Origin of the sequence: Ensifer sp. ENS10, from assembly GCF_014852025.1 — a bacterium.
In the GTDB taxonomy this organism is placed as follows: domain Bacteria; phylum Pseudomonadota; class Alphaproteobacteria; order Rhizobiales; family Rhizobiaceae; genus Ensifer.
On the sequence record NZ_JACVAS010000022.1, the window covers coordinates 15073 to 31233 of the forward strand.

The window sequence follows — 16161 nt, forward strand, 5'->3', positions numbered from 1 at the left end:
GTCGCCGATGAGCACAAACTGTGGAAGATCGCCTGTCGAGGGGGCTCGAGCAACGAAATCCGGTGACATCGCTCGCGCTCACGGGGAGGATCGTTTCCGTAAAAAAAAACAAGGAGGAACAGCTTTGACGACAACGAATGAAATCGCTGAAAAGCTATCGAGCGAACACGGTTTGACAAAGGTTCAAAGCAAAGCCGTTGTCGAGGCGGTGCTTGCAGCGATCACTGCCGCGTCGGTCTCCGGCAACGAGACGTCACTGCCCGGTTTCGGAAAATTCAAGGTGAAGGCCACGCCGGAACGCGAGGCCCGAAACCCCGCAACGGGAGCGACGATCAAGGTTGCCGCCGCCAGGAAGGTGACCTTTGTGCCAGCAAAGGCCTTGAAGGATGCGCTGAACAGCTAGGAAAAATGGCCCCGCACCCCGGCGCGGGGCCATTCAAGGTCGTGACCGTGGCACACACCAGCCAAGCGAACGAATAACGTCTGTTTGCTCAGCGGTGCTTTTCGTCGATCGATCCGCAGCGCAAAACATGCGCCAGTTTGGCGATCCATGGTCTGCAGGTATTTCTACCCTGCCGACCAGCCGTTTCGGTTAACTCTTTGCAAACCATAGTCAGCGTGCGGCTCGTACAGCCGGCCTGGCATCATGACGATCGCCGTTCATTTTGAAAAATTGATAGAATCGGTACCGTTTGATGACAAGCATTCTGACGAACACTTCAGCTAGTTCCGCAGTTCAGATCCTTCGGTCGATCAATTCCAACCTTGCAGAGACACAAGTCCAGGCCAGTTCGGGGCTCCGTATCCGCACCGCCGCCGATAACGCGGCATATTGGTCTATTTCAACGACCATGCGTTCGGACAAAATGTCGATTTCCGCCGTAGCGGACGCGCTCGGTCTCGGCGCAGCCAAGATTGATACGGCCTATGCCGGGATGGAGGCCGTCATCGATGTAGTGCAAGAATTCAAGGCGAAGCTCGTTGCGGCCAAGGAGCCCGGCGTCGACAAGGCAAAGATCCAGTCCGAACTGAATCAGCTTAAGCAGATGGTCGTAAGCATTGCTACGTCCTCCGGATTTGGCGGACAGAACTGGCTCAATACGGATATCGGACAAATTTACGACCTCAATGCGAACAAGGTGTCGCTCGTATCCTCCTTCTCCAGATCGTCAGGCAGCGTCTCGCTCGGTACGATCGATCTCCACCTTGACGAGATCAGCCTGTTCAACACCACAGGCGGAGGTTTGCTCCAGGCCGATCCTCGCGACGTCAAGACAATCGGGGGCATGAGGTACGACACTGTTTATCCTCAAAGCGGTTCGTCCACGATCTACTACACCGAAACAGGATCGAGCTGGATGAACCCAAGGTGGAATGCCGGGGTGGCGGGAAGCTTCTCCTTTGATTTTCCAAATGGATCGCCCTTGGATTTCAGTAGCCCGGGCGCTGAAATCAAGTTCGATATCATCCTGGACAGGGAATACGACCCCTCGGGGGATACCGGGATCACCGCAGAGCTTCGCGATCTCCCGGGCCCGTACTACCCTGGATACACGAAGACAATAACGATTACCAAAGCGCAGGTTGACGCCTATGACGCCAGTCTTGGGGGCATCATCTCCACGAACACCCAGTTCGCCGGCTTGCTGAATACGCTGCTAAATCCGGAAGGAGCGTCTGTCAGCGCAAACTATGGCCACTATCAGCCACCGGGCTCGAACAACTGGATTCACGACGAGGTCCTTATGAGCATTGCAACGCTCCAGACGCACGGAAACGGCTCCTACGTCGAGATTGTCAATCTGAGCAGCATCGGGGTCAGCACGGGCGGTCTGATACAAAAATCCAACTACGGTGAAAGAGGGTCAGCGCTGTCGCTGCAATTCGACCCATTTACGCTCCATATGGACGGCGACACCCCTGACGGCGTCGAGGTCAGTTTTCAATTTGCGATAAACGGTGCCCCCTCGAAATCGTACTCCTTTGACCGGACATACGTGAACAACCTTCTTGGAAAGGACACGGGGGCCATCGAAACGGCCGACGAGATGGTAACCCTGCTGCGGTCCCTGCTCGATGCGGACTGGCCGGACACGGTCATCCAAGTCTCGAGCGCCGATCCGAGCAAGATCATCGTCAAGTCAGACCCTCTGGTTGATCGCAAGTGGGGCGCCGGAACGCGCGCGGGGTTTTCGGACATCGTCGTCAGCATCGAGCCGCTTCCAGCTATCAACTTCCTCAACATCGACATCGAGCGGAACCCTGACCTGGTCGACCACTATATGAACTACATCGAAGTGTCGGGACAGCGGGTGGTCGACGGTGCGGCCGTTCTTGGCGCCCTCAAGCAACGCATCGACATGCAGTCGGAATTCGCAAACAAGCTTATTGACACCATCGACAAGGGCATCGGTCGCCTCGTCGATGCCAACATGAACCAGGTGTCGACAAGGCTCAAGGCGCTTCAGACGCAGGAGCAACTTGCGATCCAGTCGCTGCATATTGCCAACAACAACAGCGAAGCGATCCTGCAATTGTTCAGGTGATCCAGAGTTCTCCTGCCTACACCTGATGCCTTGCACCAGACAATCATTATGGTGCGATGCTGTGCCCGCGTTCGATGTGCGTGGCGATCAGCATGGCCACGAGATGGACCGTGTTCCTGGCTCCAAACCTTTCCTTCATCCGCTCCAGACGGTGTTCGACGGTGCGATGGGAGATTGAAAGTGCGGCGGCGATTTCCTTTGCGGTCGCGCCCTCTACCAGCAGCTGGATGATCGCTTCGTCAGCGACGTCCATTTGTTCGAGCCGTCGTGGCGGACTGAGCAGGAACTGAGCATAGGAGGACGAAATGATCCACTTTGGTCGATCGATGTTTCGCTGGGGTAGCAGGATGCGATCATAGCCGACGTTGACGCCGAAAAGACGCGTCTTGACGAGCTCCATGGAAGGCTGCTGGCTGGATACGACCTGCTGGAGCCGCGGAATTACGGCCTCTTCCATGTAGCTCTGATCCTTGAAATCACCGATGTAGGCGTCGGAAAATATCTTGTTGATGTTCAGAATGCGGGACGTGAAGCCGGAATGTCGGATGGCTTTCATGAACCATCGCTTCGGGTCGTTGCCTTCAACAGTGAACACGGTCAGGCGCATTTTTATCGACAGCATGTCGACGATGTCGCGATATACAATTTCTGGTGAAGTCGGCTGCTCGGGGTCGGTCTGAAGCCAGTTGTCGAGCATCTTGCGTGCGACTGCGCTGAAGGGTGTTTCTCTCGCCATTGCCATGCTTGCCAGTGAAATTATCATACGAAATACAATCTAAAGCAGAGCAGCCGCAATAGGGAAAAGTACCCTGAGACGCCTTCGAAAGGCTCCCTTCAGACCACAGCGCATGTGATGAATTAATATGCCTAGGACATTAATCCTAGGGATCGCCGATTAGACCCATGGACCCCCGGGGGTCACCATTCGTTCTGTTTTCAACGAATGGGAGAGACACCGTGGGAGCGAAACGCTTGCTTGCGTCTTTGTGCCTGACAGTTTCGGGCATCGGTACCGGATCGGCGGGGGCCGAAACGCTAGTCATCAACAGCTATGGAGGCCCATACGAGGACATCATCCGGGAGCGGATCATCGAACCCTTCGAGAAACGCTCCGGTATCGACGTCGTCTATGATGCCGTCGGATCTGCCCAGCAGGACTACGCCAAGATCAAGGCTACCAAGGGCCGGCCTGGGTTCGATCTGGTCGTCATGACGGCATCACAGTCACTTCAAGGATGCAAGGATGGCCTGCTCGAGAAACTGACGCCGGCGTCGATCCCGAACCTCAACGCCCTTCAAGCCGATCTAGCGGCGGTCGCGGGACCTTGCGGAGCAGTGCACGAGGTCCAGTACCTTTCTCTCCTTTACCGCACGGACAAGCTCGCCACAGAGCCTGTCTCCTGGTCTGCATTGCTCGAGCCCGAACTCAAGAAGCGGGTCATCCTCCCCACCTTTCAGAACATCATGGCCGTCTATCTGCTCGAAATGATGTCGGTCACGAACGGAGGCGACCTTATCGACAATGTCGGTCCGGGATTTGACGCCATGGCAAAGGTGTCTGCCCAATCGGTGGGGTTTGAGCAATCCTCGGCCATTCTCGAAAGCTATCTGCGCGAAGGCTCAGTCTGGGCCATGCCCTTCTGGAACGGCCGCGCGCAGCTGATGGTCGATGAAGGCTTGCCGGTCGACTACGTTCGCCCGAAGGAAGGGACCATTCCGCTTGTTGCGACGCTCAACGTTCCGGTCGGAGCTGCGAACAAGGAGGCGGCCCGGAAGTTCATCGATTTCTTCCTCGAAAAGTCGAGCCAGGAAGCATGGGTCGCGGGATACAGGGTCGGTAGCGCGCGCAGCGACATTTCCGTGCCCGACGAGCTGAAAGACCGCCAACTCACGCGTGGATCTGACAACGAACCTCTGCACCTGCCCGATCTGCTGCGACTTCAGGAAAAACTGCCGGATTGGGCGGAACGTTGGGAACGCGACGTCGTTCCCAACGCCCGTTGAAGGGACACTCATGAAAAGCCTTGCTCTCGACTTGCATCCGCCGGCCCGACGCCGGCACCCTCCACAGTGGTTTCCGATCGCGGCGCTTACGCCGTCACTCCTGGTGCTCTCGGTGTTCTTTGCGCTGCCGATGGGAATGATGATCGGAATGAGCTTTGCTCAGACGGAAACGTTCTCCCCTACCCTCGAACACTATCAGCGCTTCTTCACGGATGGCCTTTCGCTTGCCGGTTTCTGTCGCACTGCCTTGATGTCCTTGCTGGTCGCGATCAGCGTAACCGTTCTCGGCTATCCGGTCGCCTACTTCCTGGCGCGGTCGACGACGCGCTGGCGGGCCGTGGTGTTCGCGCTTGCGCTTGCCCCGGAACTCGCCGGCGTCGTGCTTCGAACCTACGGCTGGCTGATCATCCTGGAAGATCGGGGGTTCATCAATGATTTGCTCCTCCATCTTGGCCTCATTACCTCGCCGCTTCCCTTGTCGAAGAACCTCTTTGCCGTCGTCGTCGGCCTGACGCATGTCGTTCTGCCCTTCGGCATCCTTTCGCTGATGACGAGCATTCAGGGCATCGATCCGAACCTCGAGCGGGCAGCGCAGATGCTCGGCGCCTCGAGGCTGGCGGTGATCCGGACGATCGTACTGCCCCTTTCCGTGCCGGGGATCGTCAGCTCGATGTTGATAGCCTTCACCATGTCGGCGAGCGCCTATGCCACGCCGGCTCTTCTCGGCGGCGCGGGCTTCAAGGTGCTGGCGACGATGATCTACGAGCAGGTCCTCTTCTACATCGACTGGCCGTTCGCTTCAGTCATGGCGATGGCGCTGCTCCTCATGATGCTGGCCATCTCGTTCGTCGGCGTTCGCTACGAAAGCCGCCGCAGGTCGCGGGCCTCTGTCTCATCGGGAGGTGAAAGATGAACAGGCTTATTTCCATACTCTACTGGGTTTCGCTTGGCGCAGTCCTCTCTTTCATCACCCTGCCGCTCATCGTGGTCGTCGCGGCGTCGTTGAGCCCGACATCGGCTGTCACGCTACAGCCCTGGGAGTGGACCGGCCGGTGGTATGCGGATCTCTGGTCAAGCCGCTGGCTCGACCCGTTCCTTGCGAGCTTCAGAATTGCGACGGTCGTCGCGGCGATCAGTGGCGTGCTTGGATTGTTCGCGGCTTACGCGGTCGTCTACGAGCGTATTCCGGGCAGCGACGGCCTGATGTCCTACCTCCTGTCCCCGCTTTCGGTGCCGCAGATCGTCAAGGGCGTTGCAATCGTGCTCTTCCTTTCGATGATCGGGCTTCAGGGGTTTCTCGGCACTCCGGCACTGATCGCCGCGCACGTCGTGCTCGCCCTACCCTTCGTGACCCGCATGGTGGCGACGTCGCTCGCCAATTTCGATGCTAACCTCGATCGGGCGGCCCAGATCCTTGGAGCGAACAAGCTTCAACGCATCCGGCTGGTGGTGCTGCCGATGATCAAGCCCGGGGTTCTGTCAGGCGTGACCTTCGCGTTCATCATCTCATTCAACAACATCCCGCTTTCGGTTTTCCTGGTCAGACCCGGCGACAGCACGTTGCCGATCACAGTGATCAACTACCTCGAATACAGCCTCGATCCGGTGCTGGCGGCGGTGAACGTCGCGTCGATGGCCTTCATCCTGACGGTCATCTTCCTCTTTGAAAAGATCGGCGGGTTCTCCGCGCAACTCCATGGTGGCAGCAAATGAATGCACTCGACATCGAACTCGTCTCGGTCAGCAAGTCCTACGCCAGCATGGCTGTCGTCAGGGATATCGACCTCGCTATTCCTCAAGGCGAATTCGTCAGCATCCTCGGCCCTTCGGGCTGCGGGAAGACGACCACACTCAACATGATCGCCGGCTTCACCGCCCCCTCCCGCGGTGACATTCGCATCAAGGGGCGAAGCCAGGTCCGCGTACCACCGGAACGCCGCAACATCGGTCTGGTGTTCCAGAACTATGCACTCTTTCCGCACATGACGGTCACTGAGAACGTTGCCTTTGGCTTGAAGATGAAGGGGGTCCGGCGGGAGGAAGCTGCCGCGACCGTCAAGAGCGCGCTTCGCAGCGTTCACCTCGAAGGCATGGGCGAGCGTTATCCGCGTGAGCTCTCCGGAGGTCAGCAGCAGCGGGTAGCACTTGCCCGGGCGATCGCGCCCCGTCCGTCTGTCCTGCTTCTCGATGAGCCGCTCTCGAATCTCGACCTGAAGCTCCGGGAAGCGATGCGGATCGAACTGAAGGAGATCCAGCAGCAACTCGGGATGACCTTCGTCTACGTCACCCATGATCAGGAGGAGGCCATGGCGATGTCCGATCGGGTGGTGGTCATGTGGCAAGGGGCGATTGCGCAGCAGGGACAGCCGGCTGACCTCTACCGCGAACCGAACTCACGCTTCGTGGCCGATTTCATTGGCAAATCCAATATCCTTGCCGTGCAGACCACGGCGACGGGGCAAGCGCATCTCGAATTGAGGGTCGGAGAAGGAGTAATCCTGAAGGCCCGCAACACCGAGCCCTCGGCTGAGGTCCGATACTGCTCGATACGCCCGGAAAGCATCGCGGTCCTTCCTCCTGGCGCCGGCGGCGATGAGTTCGCCAATCTTCTCGACGGGACCGTGCGGCGTGTCGTCAACCTCGGAGCAGCCTTCGAAATTGACGCCGATCTCGGCTCGGACGTGCATCTCCACGTCTTGCTTCGCGCGACCCGCGCGAGCGTTCCCCCGAAACTGGGTGACTCCATTCGCCTGGGTATCGACGACGCCGACATCCAGGCCCTCAGCGCGTGACAAGTGATCCATAGGGTGGGGCGATCAATCCGAAAGCATCGTTATTGGAACCACTGGAACCTTGCATCCTACGATCGTTGCGACCTCAAGAGGTCGCTTTAAAGGAGATGAAAATGCTTGATAAACAGAGGCTTCGTGCCGTTCAGCATGAAACGAATGTCTGCGCCGACATCGAGGGTTTCGACTTCGACAACTACACCCAGGAGGACATCGACGCCGTCCGGCGCTATTGGCTTCAATACGGCGTGCTGCGCTTCAAGAAGACGTCCATGAGCGACGCCCAGCAAGTCGCGTTCTCACGCCATTTCGGGGAATTCGTGATCCATCCGAAGCAGCTGCAGGAGGGTGGTCATCCGACCCACAAGGAAATCCTGGTCATCAGCAATGCGATGACGGACGGCAAGCCGAGCGGCGCCATGGGCAACAGCGAGGCCACATGGCACACGGACACCTGGTTCTATGAGCGGCCGCCGGCGGGCGCCATCCTGCGGGCGGTCGCCGTGCCACCGACCGGAGGTGACACCTACTTCCTCTCCTCCTACCGTGCTTACGAGACCTTGCCGGAGGCATTGAAGAAAGCGGTCGATGGACGGCAGATCTTCTTCCAGAACGTCTACGACAAGACAGGCAAGCTCCGGCTTGGCAAGTCCGCACCAAAGACCCGCGATTTCCGCGAATGGAGCGGGATCGTTCATCCGCTCGTTCGCCTTCACGGCGAAACCGGGCGCAAGTCGCTCTATCTCGGCGGAACATCCGAGGGCGCATGGATCGTCGGCATGCCGCTCGACGAGAGCGAGTCCCTTCTCGCCGAGCTTTGGCAACACACCACCACGACCAGCGAGGTCTTCGTCCAGCAGTGGGATGTCGGCGATATCATGATGTGGGACAACCGTTGCACGATGCATCGGCGGGACGGGTTCGACCCGAACACGATCCGCATCATGCATCGCACAACCACATCCGGCGAACGGCCGGTCTGACCTCAAAAACGATCATCAGGAGGTCAGAGAAGATGCAGCCCTACCGGATCAATGACAGTTACCCTCCTCTTTGCGAGGAACTCATCGCACTGATGGGCAAGACCGAGACCGCCACGATCGGCCATGTCGAACATGTCGGCTTCGTCAGCCACGGGGTCCTGCCTGTGTTTCCGGCAAGGGCGGCGGGTTCGGCCGTTACCGTCGCGGCTCCCGGGCGAGATGGCACGGTGATTTACCGAGCCGTCGACCTCCTGATGCCCGGTGACTTTCTCGTCATTGCGCGGGTTGAGGGTGACGACATCGCCTGTGTCGGTGGCGGGGTCGCAACTGCGGTGAAGGCCAGGGGCGCCGTCGGCGTCGTCATCGACGGTCCCTGCACCGACGCCGAGGAGATCGCGGCATCGGGCCTGCCGGTCTGGTGCCGCGGGATCTCCTCAAAGACCACAAATCGGCGCGTCTCGATCGGCGGTTCGATCAACGAACCGGTCGCCTGCGGCGGAGCTGCGGTTCTGCCCGGCTACGCGGTCCTTGCCGACAGGGAGGGCGTGTTCGTCGCGCCACGCGACCGCATGCTCACACTGGCGCGCGCTGCGATCGCGCGCCAGCAGAATTCGATCGCCGTGCGCCGGCACCTTGCGGCAGGCCACTCCATCTTCGACTTCCAGCCGGGTCCCCAATCATGAAAATCGCACTCATCCAGATGAACTCCCAACCCTATCGCGCTGCAAACCTGCGGCAGGCCGAAGAACTCATGCAGCAAGCCCTCTCGGGGAGACCGGATCTCATCGTGTTGCCGGAGCATTTCGATTGGACCGGGGGCACGGCGGTGCAGAAGCGCGCGGCAGCCGATCATGTGCCAGGCGGCGCGGCCTACAAGCTGGTCCAGAGCTTTGCTGCGCGAAACCGCGTCGCAATCCACGCGGGCAGCTTGCTCGAAACCAGAGTCGGTTCCAAACGGATCCACAACACGAGTGTGATATTCGACGCCCACGGCAACGAGATCGGTCTCTACAGGAAGATCCACCTGTTCGACATCGTGGCCCCTGATGGAAAGGTCTACAACGAGTCGGAGACAGTCGCTGCGGGTGATAGCCTTCTGATCTACGAGATCGGCGGCATCAGGATTGCCTGTTGCATCTGCTACGATCTTCGCTTCTCCCGGCTGTTCGACCGCCTGGCCCAGGAGAACGTCGACATCTTCGTTTTGCCCGCTGCCTTCACCAGGCAGACGGGGAAGGATCATTGGGAGGTGCTTTGCCGTGCCCGTGCGATCGAGTTTCAGGCTTATGTCGTGGCCTGCGGTCAATGCGGGCACTACGAAACGCCTGCCGGAGAGCGACGTGACATGCACGGACATTCGATGGTGTGTGATCCCTGGGGAAAGGTTGTGGCCGAGGCGGGCGATGAGGTTGGCGTCCTTGAAGTCGAAATCGATCCGACCTGCATTACCGCGGTACGCAGCCTTATTCCGATGGCAACTCACCGGGTCGATCTGCAGAATGTGCAACTCGCGGTCCGCAAGGCCCAGCGCTGATCGATGTGGTCACGTATCGGCGTCACCATCGGGCCTGACCAGGTCCATGTGGCTGACCCCAAGCGCCCGGGCGATCTTGTAGAGTGATTGGATCGTCGGGTTGCGCTCACCGCGCTCCAGACCGCTGACATATTGCTGGCTGATCTCGGCTGACGCAGCAACGTCCTCCTGCGTCAGTCCCTTCTCCCGACGCAGGCGCGCAAAATTCCGGCCGACCAATTTGCGCATATCCATGCGCTCTCTGATGGCAGGCCTGAAACTTTGAGTTTATCAACTATAATATGTAAACGCATGTGATGCGGAAGGGCGGAGCTACTTGAAGATCAGCGGGTTCGCTTCGGCCGAGGGCTTGTTTGGGGGCGAATGAGCAAGCAATCGCAAATGCCGAACGACGTCGATGTGGAAGTGGGGCGCCGCATCGGCACGCTTCGGCGCAAGATCGGCATGCGGCAGCAGGATCTCGCAATGCACCTCGACGTTTCGGTCCAGCTGATCCGGAAATACGAAAACGGCCGCATCAGGATCAGCTCAAGCCGTCTTGCCGCCATAGCCGTCGCCCTCGATGTTCCGGTTGCCTTCCTTGTTGATCGTGACGAGGCTCACTTCGACACCACGGCAAGTCGGGAACTGGCCGAATTGGCCGCTTTTCTTGTGACGAAAGAGGGAAACGCCCTTAACACGGCCTTTCAGCGTATCAAGTCCGCGGCAGTGCGTCGTTCATTGCTCGCATTGATCGAAGTGTGTAGCCAGCCGCTCTGAAATGGCAGGAACGCATTATTCTCGGGCTGGCAAGTGGGAAAGCTCCCAAAGGATTCCCAGCAGACATTCTGAAACTTGTGGCGTCGACAATCTCGAGTTCGTCGACTGCCACTAAGATCGGTATGAAGGAGACCGAACGATGACAAGCATACTACCCCTGGTACATCCGGGCGAAATCCTTCGCGAGGAGTACCTCTTCCCTTACCACATGAGCGCAGGAGCGCTCGCCAAGAAGCTGAACGTTCCTCGCACCCGTATTGGGCGCCTAGCGAATGAACAGACTGCTGTAACTACAGATACAGCACTGCGGTTGGCTAAGTTTTTCCGCACAAGTCCTGAATTCTGGATGAACCTGCAAGCTAGCTATGATCTCAAGATTGAGGCCGCGGCGTTGGAGAAGGACCTTGCGGCAATTCCCGAAATAGATCCGGAATACGCCCTCGCTTCATAGGCGGCGACGTACGATCGACAAAGGTGACTGGCGCGCCGTGAGCGCTCGCGCAGTTCCAATCTGCTCGAACCAATCCAGATCCGGTACTTTTCCGTACTGTCTCCGAATCTTTTTCGTGCTCTGACCGTCACGTCACCTGCGTGTTCAAGCATTCTCCAAACCTTCGCCTCGCCGCCTCAGCCATTCCCGTATGCTCGGCTCTTCATCTATGGGAGGCGAGCATGACTTTGGACGAACCCGTCCTCAATGTCGTATCTACCGAGGAACTGCGCCATCTTGGTGCGGAGCTGTCTGTAGCCGAGACGCACGAAGCGGTCGAGACAGCGTGTCGCGACATCCGACGCGGCTCGTCGGTCGGTGGAAAGGCCGTTCTTTCTCTGCCCGAGGACGAATTCTGGGCGATGCCCGAATTTATTGCACAGCGTGAATCTTTCGCTGCGGAACGGTTGGGGTGGAAGCTCTCATCCCTCTACAGTGTCAATCCTCGGTTTGGCGGCGTCAAGATTATCGGCGCCAATGCATTCAACCGTCGGCGCGGCTTGCCCCGGTCGACCTCGACCTACCTACTTCTCGACAAGACGACGCTCAGGCCCGTTGCCATCTTCGATGGAACCGCGCTTTCGGCCGCGCGGACGGGAACCTACGCCTCGTTGGTGCTGGAGACCTTCGTCGAGACGCCAATGAAGATATCGGTCTTTCTCTTTGGTGCCGGCCCGGTCGCAAGAAGCGTCATCGACTGCCTTTCGTTGACGGGTGCGGAGCGCATAGAGCGCATCTTTATTCGAAGCCGATTTCCGGAGAGTGCCGCCCGGTTTGCGGAGGCGGCCGCGTCGTCCACACCGATTGCCTTGGTTCCGGTGGAGGATAATTCCGCGCTTTCCGAATGTGCGTTTGTCGTCACGGCAACGAATGCGCGCGAACCGATATTCGAGGATCATGAGCTTGCAAGGGATGCTGCGACCCTCCACCTCGGCGGCGACGAGATCCCTGAGGCCTATTTGAAGCGTGCTCTTCGCACCGGCACTGTCATCTGCGACGACTTGAAGACCGTTTCCCGTCGAAACTCTCAGAGCGTTTCGCTTTATTTTTCACGCAGGGACATGAGCCTTGAGACGGCTGGCCCGCTGCTTGGAATTGGCGAGTTGTCGGCACCAACCGGCTGGCAAGATTCCCGCCCCGGACCCGTTTGCGTGACCTGCGTTGGGCTCCCGATGCTCGATCTCTATGTCGCAGAAGCGACTTGGGAAAAGCTCTTGAAGCGACGCGTTTAGATAACTGGCTCGCCAAGCTCAGACCCGCTGCCGGGAGGCCACGTTGCCCTTGATCACAGAAGTTCTTGCCGAGCACATTCTGGTGACGTCACGCCGTCAGCCGAGCTGTGACGACAGGAACATGGCCCTGAAGTGCGTGCTTGACCTTGTTGGCGCGGCAATCGCCGGCCGGGACATGCCGGGTCCGACTGCCGTCAGAGCGACAGCGCGTGCACTTATGGGGGCTGGTTCGAGTTCCATCTGGGCGACGGGACAGACGGCTTCGCTCGCAGGCGCCGTATTTGCCAACGCTGCGGCCGCATCTGCGCTCGATCTCGACGACGGACATCGGCTGGCGCGTGGGCATCCGGGGGCGGCAGTCATTCCCACGGTTCTGACGCTGCTTCCCGAAACGAGTGCCGGGGCAAACGATTTGATTTCGGCGATTTCCGTTGGCTATGACGTCGGAGTGCGTATCGCGTCGGCGCAAATGCCGAAAATGATCGCGACCCGTCAGACCGGGCGTTGGGCGTCGGTCGCAGCGGCGGCGGCTGCTGCGCGACTATTGCGTTGCCGCGAGGATCAGGTCGCCCATGCGCTCGCCATCGCCGCGGTGCTTGCGCCAAACCAGCAGGCCAATGGCAGCTCGGGCTATTCGCAACTGACGGGTAATGACGTGAAGGAGGGTATCGCCTGGAGTGCAACCCTCGGGCTCGCCGCCGTCCAGCTGGCGATCGGCGGGCACTCCGGCCCAACTGATGTTTTTGATCATCCTGACTACTACAACCGGCAAACGATCGTGGCTGACCTCGGGGAGCGATCTCACCTCGTCGGCACCTATTTCAAGCCCTACGCCTGCTGCCGCTATATCCATGCCGCGCTGGATGCGTTCCTTATGCTTGTCGACAGGAGCGAGATTGATGCAAGCGACATCAAATGCGTCGAAGTGGAAACCTTCGGCTGGGCGCTGAAACTTGGCAACAAGCGTCGGCCAACCACCCTCGTCGACATGCAGTACAGCCTGCCCTATTGCATCGCGATCGCCGCGATCGAGGGGCGTGATGCACTGGCGCCCCTCGGGGAAGATCTCCTTGGGCGCGAGGACCTTTCAACGTTTTCCGAGAAGGTACTGCTATCGATAAACGACGAGATCGATGCGCTGTTCCCGGGCGAGACACTTGCGCGTGTCACGATATCGACGTCCTCTCGGCGATTGTGCTCTGAGATCCTCGGCCCGCTTGGCGATCCGAAACATCCGATGTCGTTCGAAGCAATCGAGGAGAAGTTCCTCCGCGTAACCCGTCGGGTACTTACGCCCGAGCGGCAGCGCCAGATCGTTGGTGGCGTTCTCGATATGCCCGATGACCATGGCTCCGGGCTGCTCATGGCGCTTCGCTAACACGCCGGACGTCAAAGAATGCGGCAATTCTCGATGACCAGGCGCCCCTTAGCGATCACATGACGTACACGGGCAAGGTTATGGGCGTCGCAGATGACGATGTCTGCTTGCTTGCTCTTTTCGATCAATCCACGGTCGCCGGCAAGTTCGGGGATTGCCTTGGCGACGTTGCCGGTTGCAAGCGCCACGGCGCGCGGTGCCGGCATCTGCTTCTTGGCGATCATGCGTTGGATCGCCGAAAGGATTGTATCCCAATCGCCGCCGGCATAGTCCGTCGACAAGGTGTCGATCACCCCTTCGGTCGCAAGAAGATCAAGGTTTTCGGGGCCGTTGCGCCATCGGGTCGTGATGCAGTCGAGCGTCGACACGTCGATCGTCACACCCCGTTCCTTCAGCAACCTTGCCGTTGTCAGAGCTTCCTCAGGCAGGAACATCGGGTGGTTCGAATGCCCGGCGATCATCCGGGCTCGGGGATAGGCTTCGGCCAACTGCACGAGGGTTGCAGCCGTCGGCGCGGCGTTGTGGAATATCGCCGCCATCCCGACACGTTCGGATTGGGCGGCGATCTCGGAAAGCCCCCTCATCGCCAGGTGAACCGGCGGCATGACGGTCTCAACGACGATCCCGCGGAGTTGCGCGGCAGTCAGATGGCCAATAAGGGCGTATTGGTCGAGGAGCGCTTCGAGCCCATCGTTCGAAGCGGCCGCTGCGCCATCCAGCCTTCGTCCGAGGACCGCCTCCTTGAACAATCGGGCGATCTTCGGGTGAATGGTGACACCGGTTGCCTGCTCTATGGCTTGCGGCAGATATCGGTAGTCTTGGGCGCCACCGCCGAGCGTCTGACCACCGCCGGCTTCTCCGAGCGCTTTTGCGCCGCGCGCAAGCATGTCGTCGATGGTGGCAGAGAGGTGATGCGCCGACAGCCCCGCTCCGTCCGAGACACGGGCAGCCCCGAGGCTGCTCGGGGTGTGGGCCGTCGAAACCTGAACGTCCAACGCGTGGGACGCAAGCGCGCCGGATCCGATTTCATCTGGAGTAGCGAGACCACAAACGTTGAGAAGCGTCGTCGTGCCGCTTAGCAGATGGCGGTTGCGTTGATAGGAGATGTCCTGCGCTGAAAGTGGCAGCGATCCGGATGGCATGGAAGGGCCGGCGATGCAGCCATGTGCGTGAGCATTGATGATGCCGGGCAAAACAACTGCTCCGCCGGCGTCGATAATCCGGTCCCCCTCGTTTGCCGTCACTTGGTAAGGCATCACGTCGACGATCTTCGTTCCTCTGATCCTGACGCTGGCCTTTTCAAGAAAGGTGATCCCGTCTCCGGTGATCAAGCTGCCATTGACGATGACCATGTCCATGTCATGCCTCCAGTCGCAAATCGGTGAGCGGGTGGTAATCCGAGGGATGGTCGAAGCCAGGAGCAAGCGGCGCCAGTCCGTAGCCGACGCCGCGCACGGTGCGGATCCAGTCGTAGCCGGTCGTGGTGATTAGCGCTTTTCGGAGCCTGGCGACATGAACGTTGACAGTTCGAGGATCGACAAAGGTCCCGCGCGGCCAGGCCTGTTCGATCAGCTCACGCCGCGTGTGAACCTTGTGCGCTCCCCCGATCAATGTCCCGAGCAGTCGAAATTCGAGAAGGCCCAGATGAAACTGCTCTCCACGCCAGGCGGCGCGGTGGCTTTGAGGGTCGACCGCAAGTCCGCCGGCATGGAGTAATCCAGTCCTGGCGCGCGTATCGTCCAATGCCGACAGATGGTGCTTGAGCGCGTCGAGGTAGCGTTGCGGTTCAACCGGGCAGACGAACACGTCGTCAGCACCGGCGCGGATGAGTGCCGGAAGTGCAACGGCCGCCTTGGCTCGCAGCAGTGCTATGATAGCAGCCGATCTTGTTGAGGTGTCCTGCTTAAGGCCTTGGCAAAAGCCAGCGACACCTGCATCCGCGGCATCGAGCAGGACGGCCTCGACCGATCTTCCGACCGTGATCGATGCGAAGTCTTCGGCGCCGAGCGACAGATCAGTGGAGTATCCCGCTGCCGCGAGAATGTGGCGATGGGTGAGGCTGAAGCCCGCGTCACGCGAGCTGACCACGATCAAGGGTCCGTTTTCGGCGGTAGGCATCGCTTGCCTCCCGGTCGCGGTGCTTGACGCAATGTCGAATGATTGCACGCACAGGTTTCGCTCTCAACGGTCTGCGGCTCGAAGTTCTATTAAGAATTGTTGCAGACGATTCGGACGTGATCCCTTCGCAAGGAAGACTGATCGTCGGGCCATATGAATGCAGCGCCTGCTCAATTGGAGGCTTCCGGCGGGCGGGTCCATCGTAAGCGCGTAGGGACCCCCACGTATCATTTGGCGCGCTGATCGGGGATTTTGTGCATGAGTTATGCGGAGAATCCTATGAGCGACAGTGTGAATCAGCCACGAACATTCGAGGTTTTGACGGCGG

17 protein-coding genes and 1 pseudogene are annotated in these 16161 nt (G+C 59.3%); 14 read left to right on the plus strand and 4 right to left on the minus strand.

The window, feature by feature from the left end; translation table 11 throughout:
* Window positions 1-124: 124 nt before the first annotated feature.
* From IB265_RS35810 to IB265_RS37950, 3 genes and pseudogenes are all read left to right on the plus strand, one after another.
* Window positions 125-403 (plus strand): HU family DNA-binding protein, encoded by a 279-nt coding sequence (locus tag IB265_RS35810; protein ID WP_093235751.1) that lies wholly within the window; start codon window positions 125-127, stop codon window positions 401-403.
* A 292-nt stretch (window positions 404-695) separates the two neighbouring features.
* Window positions 696-1088, plus strand: a pseudogene (locus IB265_RS37220) (flagellin); the annotation flags it as partial.
* 960 nt (window positions 1089-2048) lie between these two features.
* Window positions 2049-2546 carry a flagellin gene (locus tag IB265_RS37950; protein WP_375293113.1) on the plus strand — a complete coding sequence of 166 codons (498 nt, stop codon included), beginning with the start codon at window positions 2049-2051 and terminating at the stop codon, window positions 2544-2546.
* A 46-nt stretch (window positions 2547-2592) separates the two neighbouring features.
* On the opposite strand, the gene IB265_RS35820 is transcribed toward IB265_RS37950, so the two are convergent.
* The gene (locus IB265_RS35820; protein WP_110881057.1) at window positions 2593-3282 is read right to left on the minus strand and encodes a helix-turn-helix transcriptional regulator; all 690 of its coding nucleotides are present in this window, start codon (window positions 3280-3282) and stop codon (window positions 2593-2595) included.
* A gap of 236 nt (window positions 3283-3518) precedes the next feature.
* Between IB265_RS35820 and IB265_RS35825 the strand changes: the two genes are divergently transcribed.
* From IB265_RS35825 to IB265_RS35855, 7 genes are all read left to right on the plus strand, one after another.
* On the plus strand, window positions 3519-4550 hold the full coding sequence (locus IB265_RS35825; RefSeq protein WP_246806166.1) for an ABC transporter substrate-binding protein: 1032 nt from the start codon (window positions 3519-3521) through the stop codon (window positions 4548-4550).
* A gap of 130 nt (window positions 4551-4680) precedes the next feature.
* Complete coding sequence (locus IB265_RS35830; protein WP_375293114.1) at window positions 4681-5463, plus strand: ABC transporter permease; 783 nt, start codon at window positions 4681-4683, stop codon at window positions 5461-5463.
* Entirely contained in the window at window positions 5460-6263 is an 804-nt protein-coding gene (locus tag IB265_RS35835; RefSeq protein ID WP_057251484.1) for an ABC transporter permease, read from the plus strand. Before IB265_RS35830 ends, IB265_RS35835 begins: the two co-directional genes overlap by 4 nt.
* Window positions 6260-7342, plus strand: coding sequence for an ABC transporter ATP-binding protein (locus tag IB265_RS35840; protein ID WP_112997033.1), 1083 nt, complete (start codon window positions 6260-6262; stop codon window positions 7340-7342). The genes IB265_RS35835 and IB265_RS35840 overlap by 4 nt, the downstream gene beginning before the upstream one ends.
* Before the next feature lie 113 nt (window positions 7343-7455).
* The gene (locus IB265_RS35845; RefSeq protein WP_093235747.1) at window positions 7456-8322 is read left to right on the plus strand and encodes a TauD/TfdA family dioxygenase; all 867 of its coding nucleotides are present in this window, start codon (window positions 7456-7458) and stop codon (window positions 8320-8322) included.
* Between the two features lie 32 nt (window positions 8323-8354).
* A complete protein-coding gene (locus tag IB265_RS35850; RefSeq protein ID WP_192496188.1) occupies window positions 8355-9005 on the plus strand; it encodes an RraA family protein in 651 nt (216 codons plus the stop codon).
* Window positions 9002-9856 (plus strand): carbon-nitrogen hydrolase family protein, encoded by an 855-nt coding sequence (locus IB265_RS35855; protein ID WP_113479054.1) that lies wholly within the window; start codon window positions 9002-9004, stop codon window positions 9854-9856. The genes IB265_RS35850 and IB265_RS35855 overlap by 4 nt, the downstream gene beginning before the upstream one ends.
* Before the next feature lie 9 nt (window positions 9857-9865).
* Here the strand turns inward: IB265_RS35855 and IB265_RS35860 are convergent, their stop codons facing one another.
* A complete protein-coding gene (locus IB265_RS35860) occupies window positions 9866-10090 on the minus strand; it encodes a helix-turn-helix domain-containing protein (RefSeq protein WP_057251479.1) in 225 nt (74 codons plus the stop codon).
* Window positions 10091-10237: 147 nt separating this feature from the next.
* Between IB265_RS35860 and IB265_RS35865 the strand changes: the two genes are divergently transcribed.
* The 4 genes from IB265_RS35865 (at window position 10238) to IB265_RS35880 (ending at window position 13715) form a co-directional block, all read left to right on the plus strand.
* Complete coding sequence (locus tag IB265_RS35865; RefSeq protein ID WP_162728181.1) at window positions 10238-10615, plus strand: helix-turn-helix domain-containing protein; 378 nt, start codon at window positions 10238-10240, stop codon at window positions 10613-10615.
* 139 nt (window positions 10616-10754) lie between these two features.
* Window positions 10755-11066 carry a HigA family addiction module antitoxin gene (locus IB265_RS35870; protein ID WP_112997037.1) on the plus strand — a complete coding sequence of 104 codons (312 nt, stop codon included), beginning with the start codon at window positions 10755-10757 and terminating at the stop codon, window positions 11064-11066.
* A 221-nt stretch (window positions 11067-11287) separates the two neighbouring features.
* Window positions 11288-12337 carry an ornithine cyclodeaminase gene (locus IB265_RS35875; RefSeq protein ID WP_192496189.1) on the plus strand — a complete coding sequence of 350 codons (1050 nt, stop codon included), beginning with the start codon at window positions 11288-11290 and terminating at the stop codon, window positions 12335-12337.
* A 43-nt stretch (window positions 12338-12380) separates the two neighbouring features.
* On the plus strand, window positions 12381-13715 hold the full coding sequence (locus tag IB265_RS35880) for an MmgE/PrpD family protein (protein WP_192496190.1): 1335 nt from the start codon (window positions 12381-12383) through the stop codon (window positions 13713-13715).
* 11 nt (window positions 13716-13726) lie between these two features.
* Here IB265_RS35880 and IB265_RS35885 read toward each other — a convergent pair whose 3' ends face one another.
* A complete protein-coding gene (locus IB265_RS35885; protein ID WP_192496191.1) occupies window positions 13727-15073 on the minus strand; it encodes an amidohydrolase family protein in 1347 nt (448 codons plus the stop codon).
* A gap of 1 nt (window position 15074) precedes the next feature.
* Entirely contained in the window at window positions 15075-15833 is a 759-nt protein-coding gene (locus tag IB265_RS35890) for a response regulator transcription factor (RefSeq protein WP_192496192.1), read from the minus strand.
* Window positions 15834-16161 lie beyond the last annotated feature (328 nt).

Bases quoted from the DNA above. Each gene is read 5' to 3' on its own strand.
- IB265_RS37950 (WP_375293113.1), top strand. From the start codon at position 2,049: ATGGTAACCCTGCTGCGGTCCCTGCTCGATGCGGACTGGCCGGACACG.
- IB265_RS35820 (WP_110881057.1), bottom strand. From the start codon at position 3,282: ATGGCGAGAGAAACACCCTTCAGCGCAGTCGCACGCAAGATGCTCGAC.
- IB265_RS35830 (WP_375293114.1), top strand. From the start codon at position 4,681: ATGGGAATGATGATCGGAATGAGCTTTGCTCAGACGGAAACGTTCTCC.
- IB265_RS35835 (WP_057251484.1), top strand. From the start codon at position 5,460: ATGAACAGGCTTATTTCCATACTCTACTGGGTTTCGCTTGGCGCAGTC.
- IB265_RS35840 (WP_112997033.1), top strand. From the start codon at position 6,260: ATGAATGCACTCGACATCGAACTCGTCTCGGTCAGCAAGTCCTACGCC.
- IB265_RS35845 (WP_093235747.1), top strand. From the start codon at position 7,456: ATGCTTGATAAACAGAGGCTTCGTGCCGTTCAGCATGAAACGAATGTC.
- IB265_RS35850 (WP_192496188.1), top strand. From the start codon at position 8,355: ATGCAGCCCTACCGGATCAATGACAGTTACCCTCCTCTTTGCGAGGAA.
- IB265_RS35855 (WP_113479054.1), top strand. From the start codon at position 9,002: ATGAAAATCGCACTCATCCAGATGAACTCCCAACCCTATCGCGCTGCA.
- IB265_RS35860 (WP_057251479.1), bottom strand. From the start codon at position 10,090: ATGGATATGCGCAAATTGGTCGGCCGGAATTTTGCGCGCCTGCGTCGG.
- IB265_RS35865 (WP_162728181.1), top strand. From the start codon at position 10,238: ATGCCGAACGACGTCGATGTGGAAGTGGGGCGCCGCATCGGCACGCTT.
- IB265_RS35870 (WP_112997037.1), top strand. From the start codon at position 10,755: ATGACAAGCATACTACCCCTGGTACATCCGGGCGAAATCCTTCGCGAG.
- IB265_RS35875 (WP_192496189.1), top strand. From the start codon at position 11,288: ATGACTTTGGACGAACCCGTCCTCAATGTCGTATCTACCGAGGAACTG.
- IB265_RS35885 (WP_192496191.1), bottom strand. From the start codon at position 15,073: ATGGACATGGTCATCGTCAATGGCAGCTTGATCACCGGAGACGGGATC.
- IB265_RS35890 (WP_192496192.1), bottom strand. From the start codon at position 15,833: ATGCCTACCGCCGAAAACGGACCCTTGATCGTGGTCAGCTCGCGTGAC.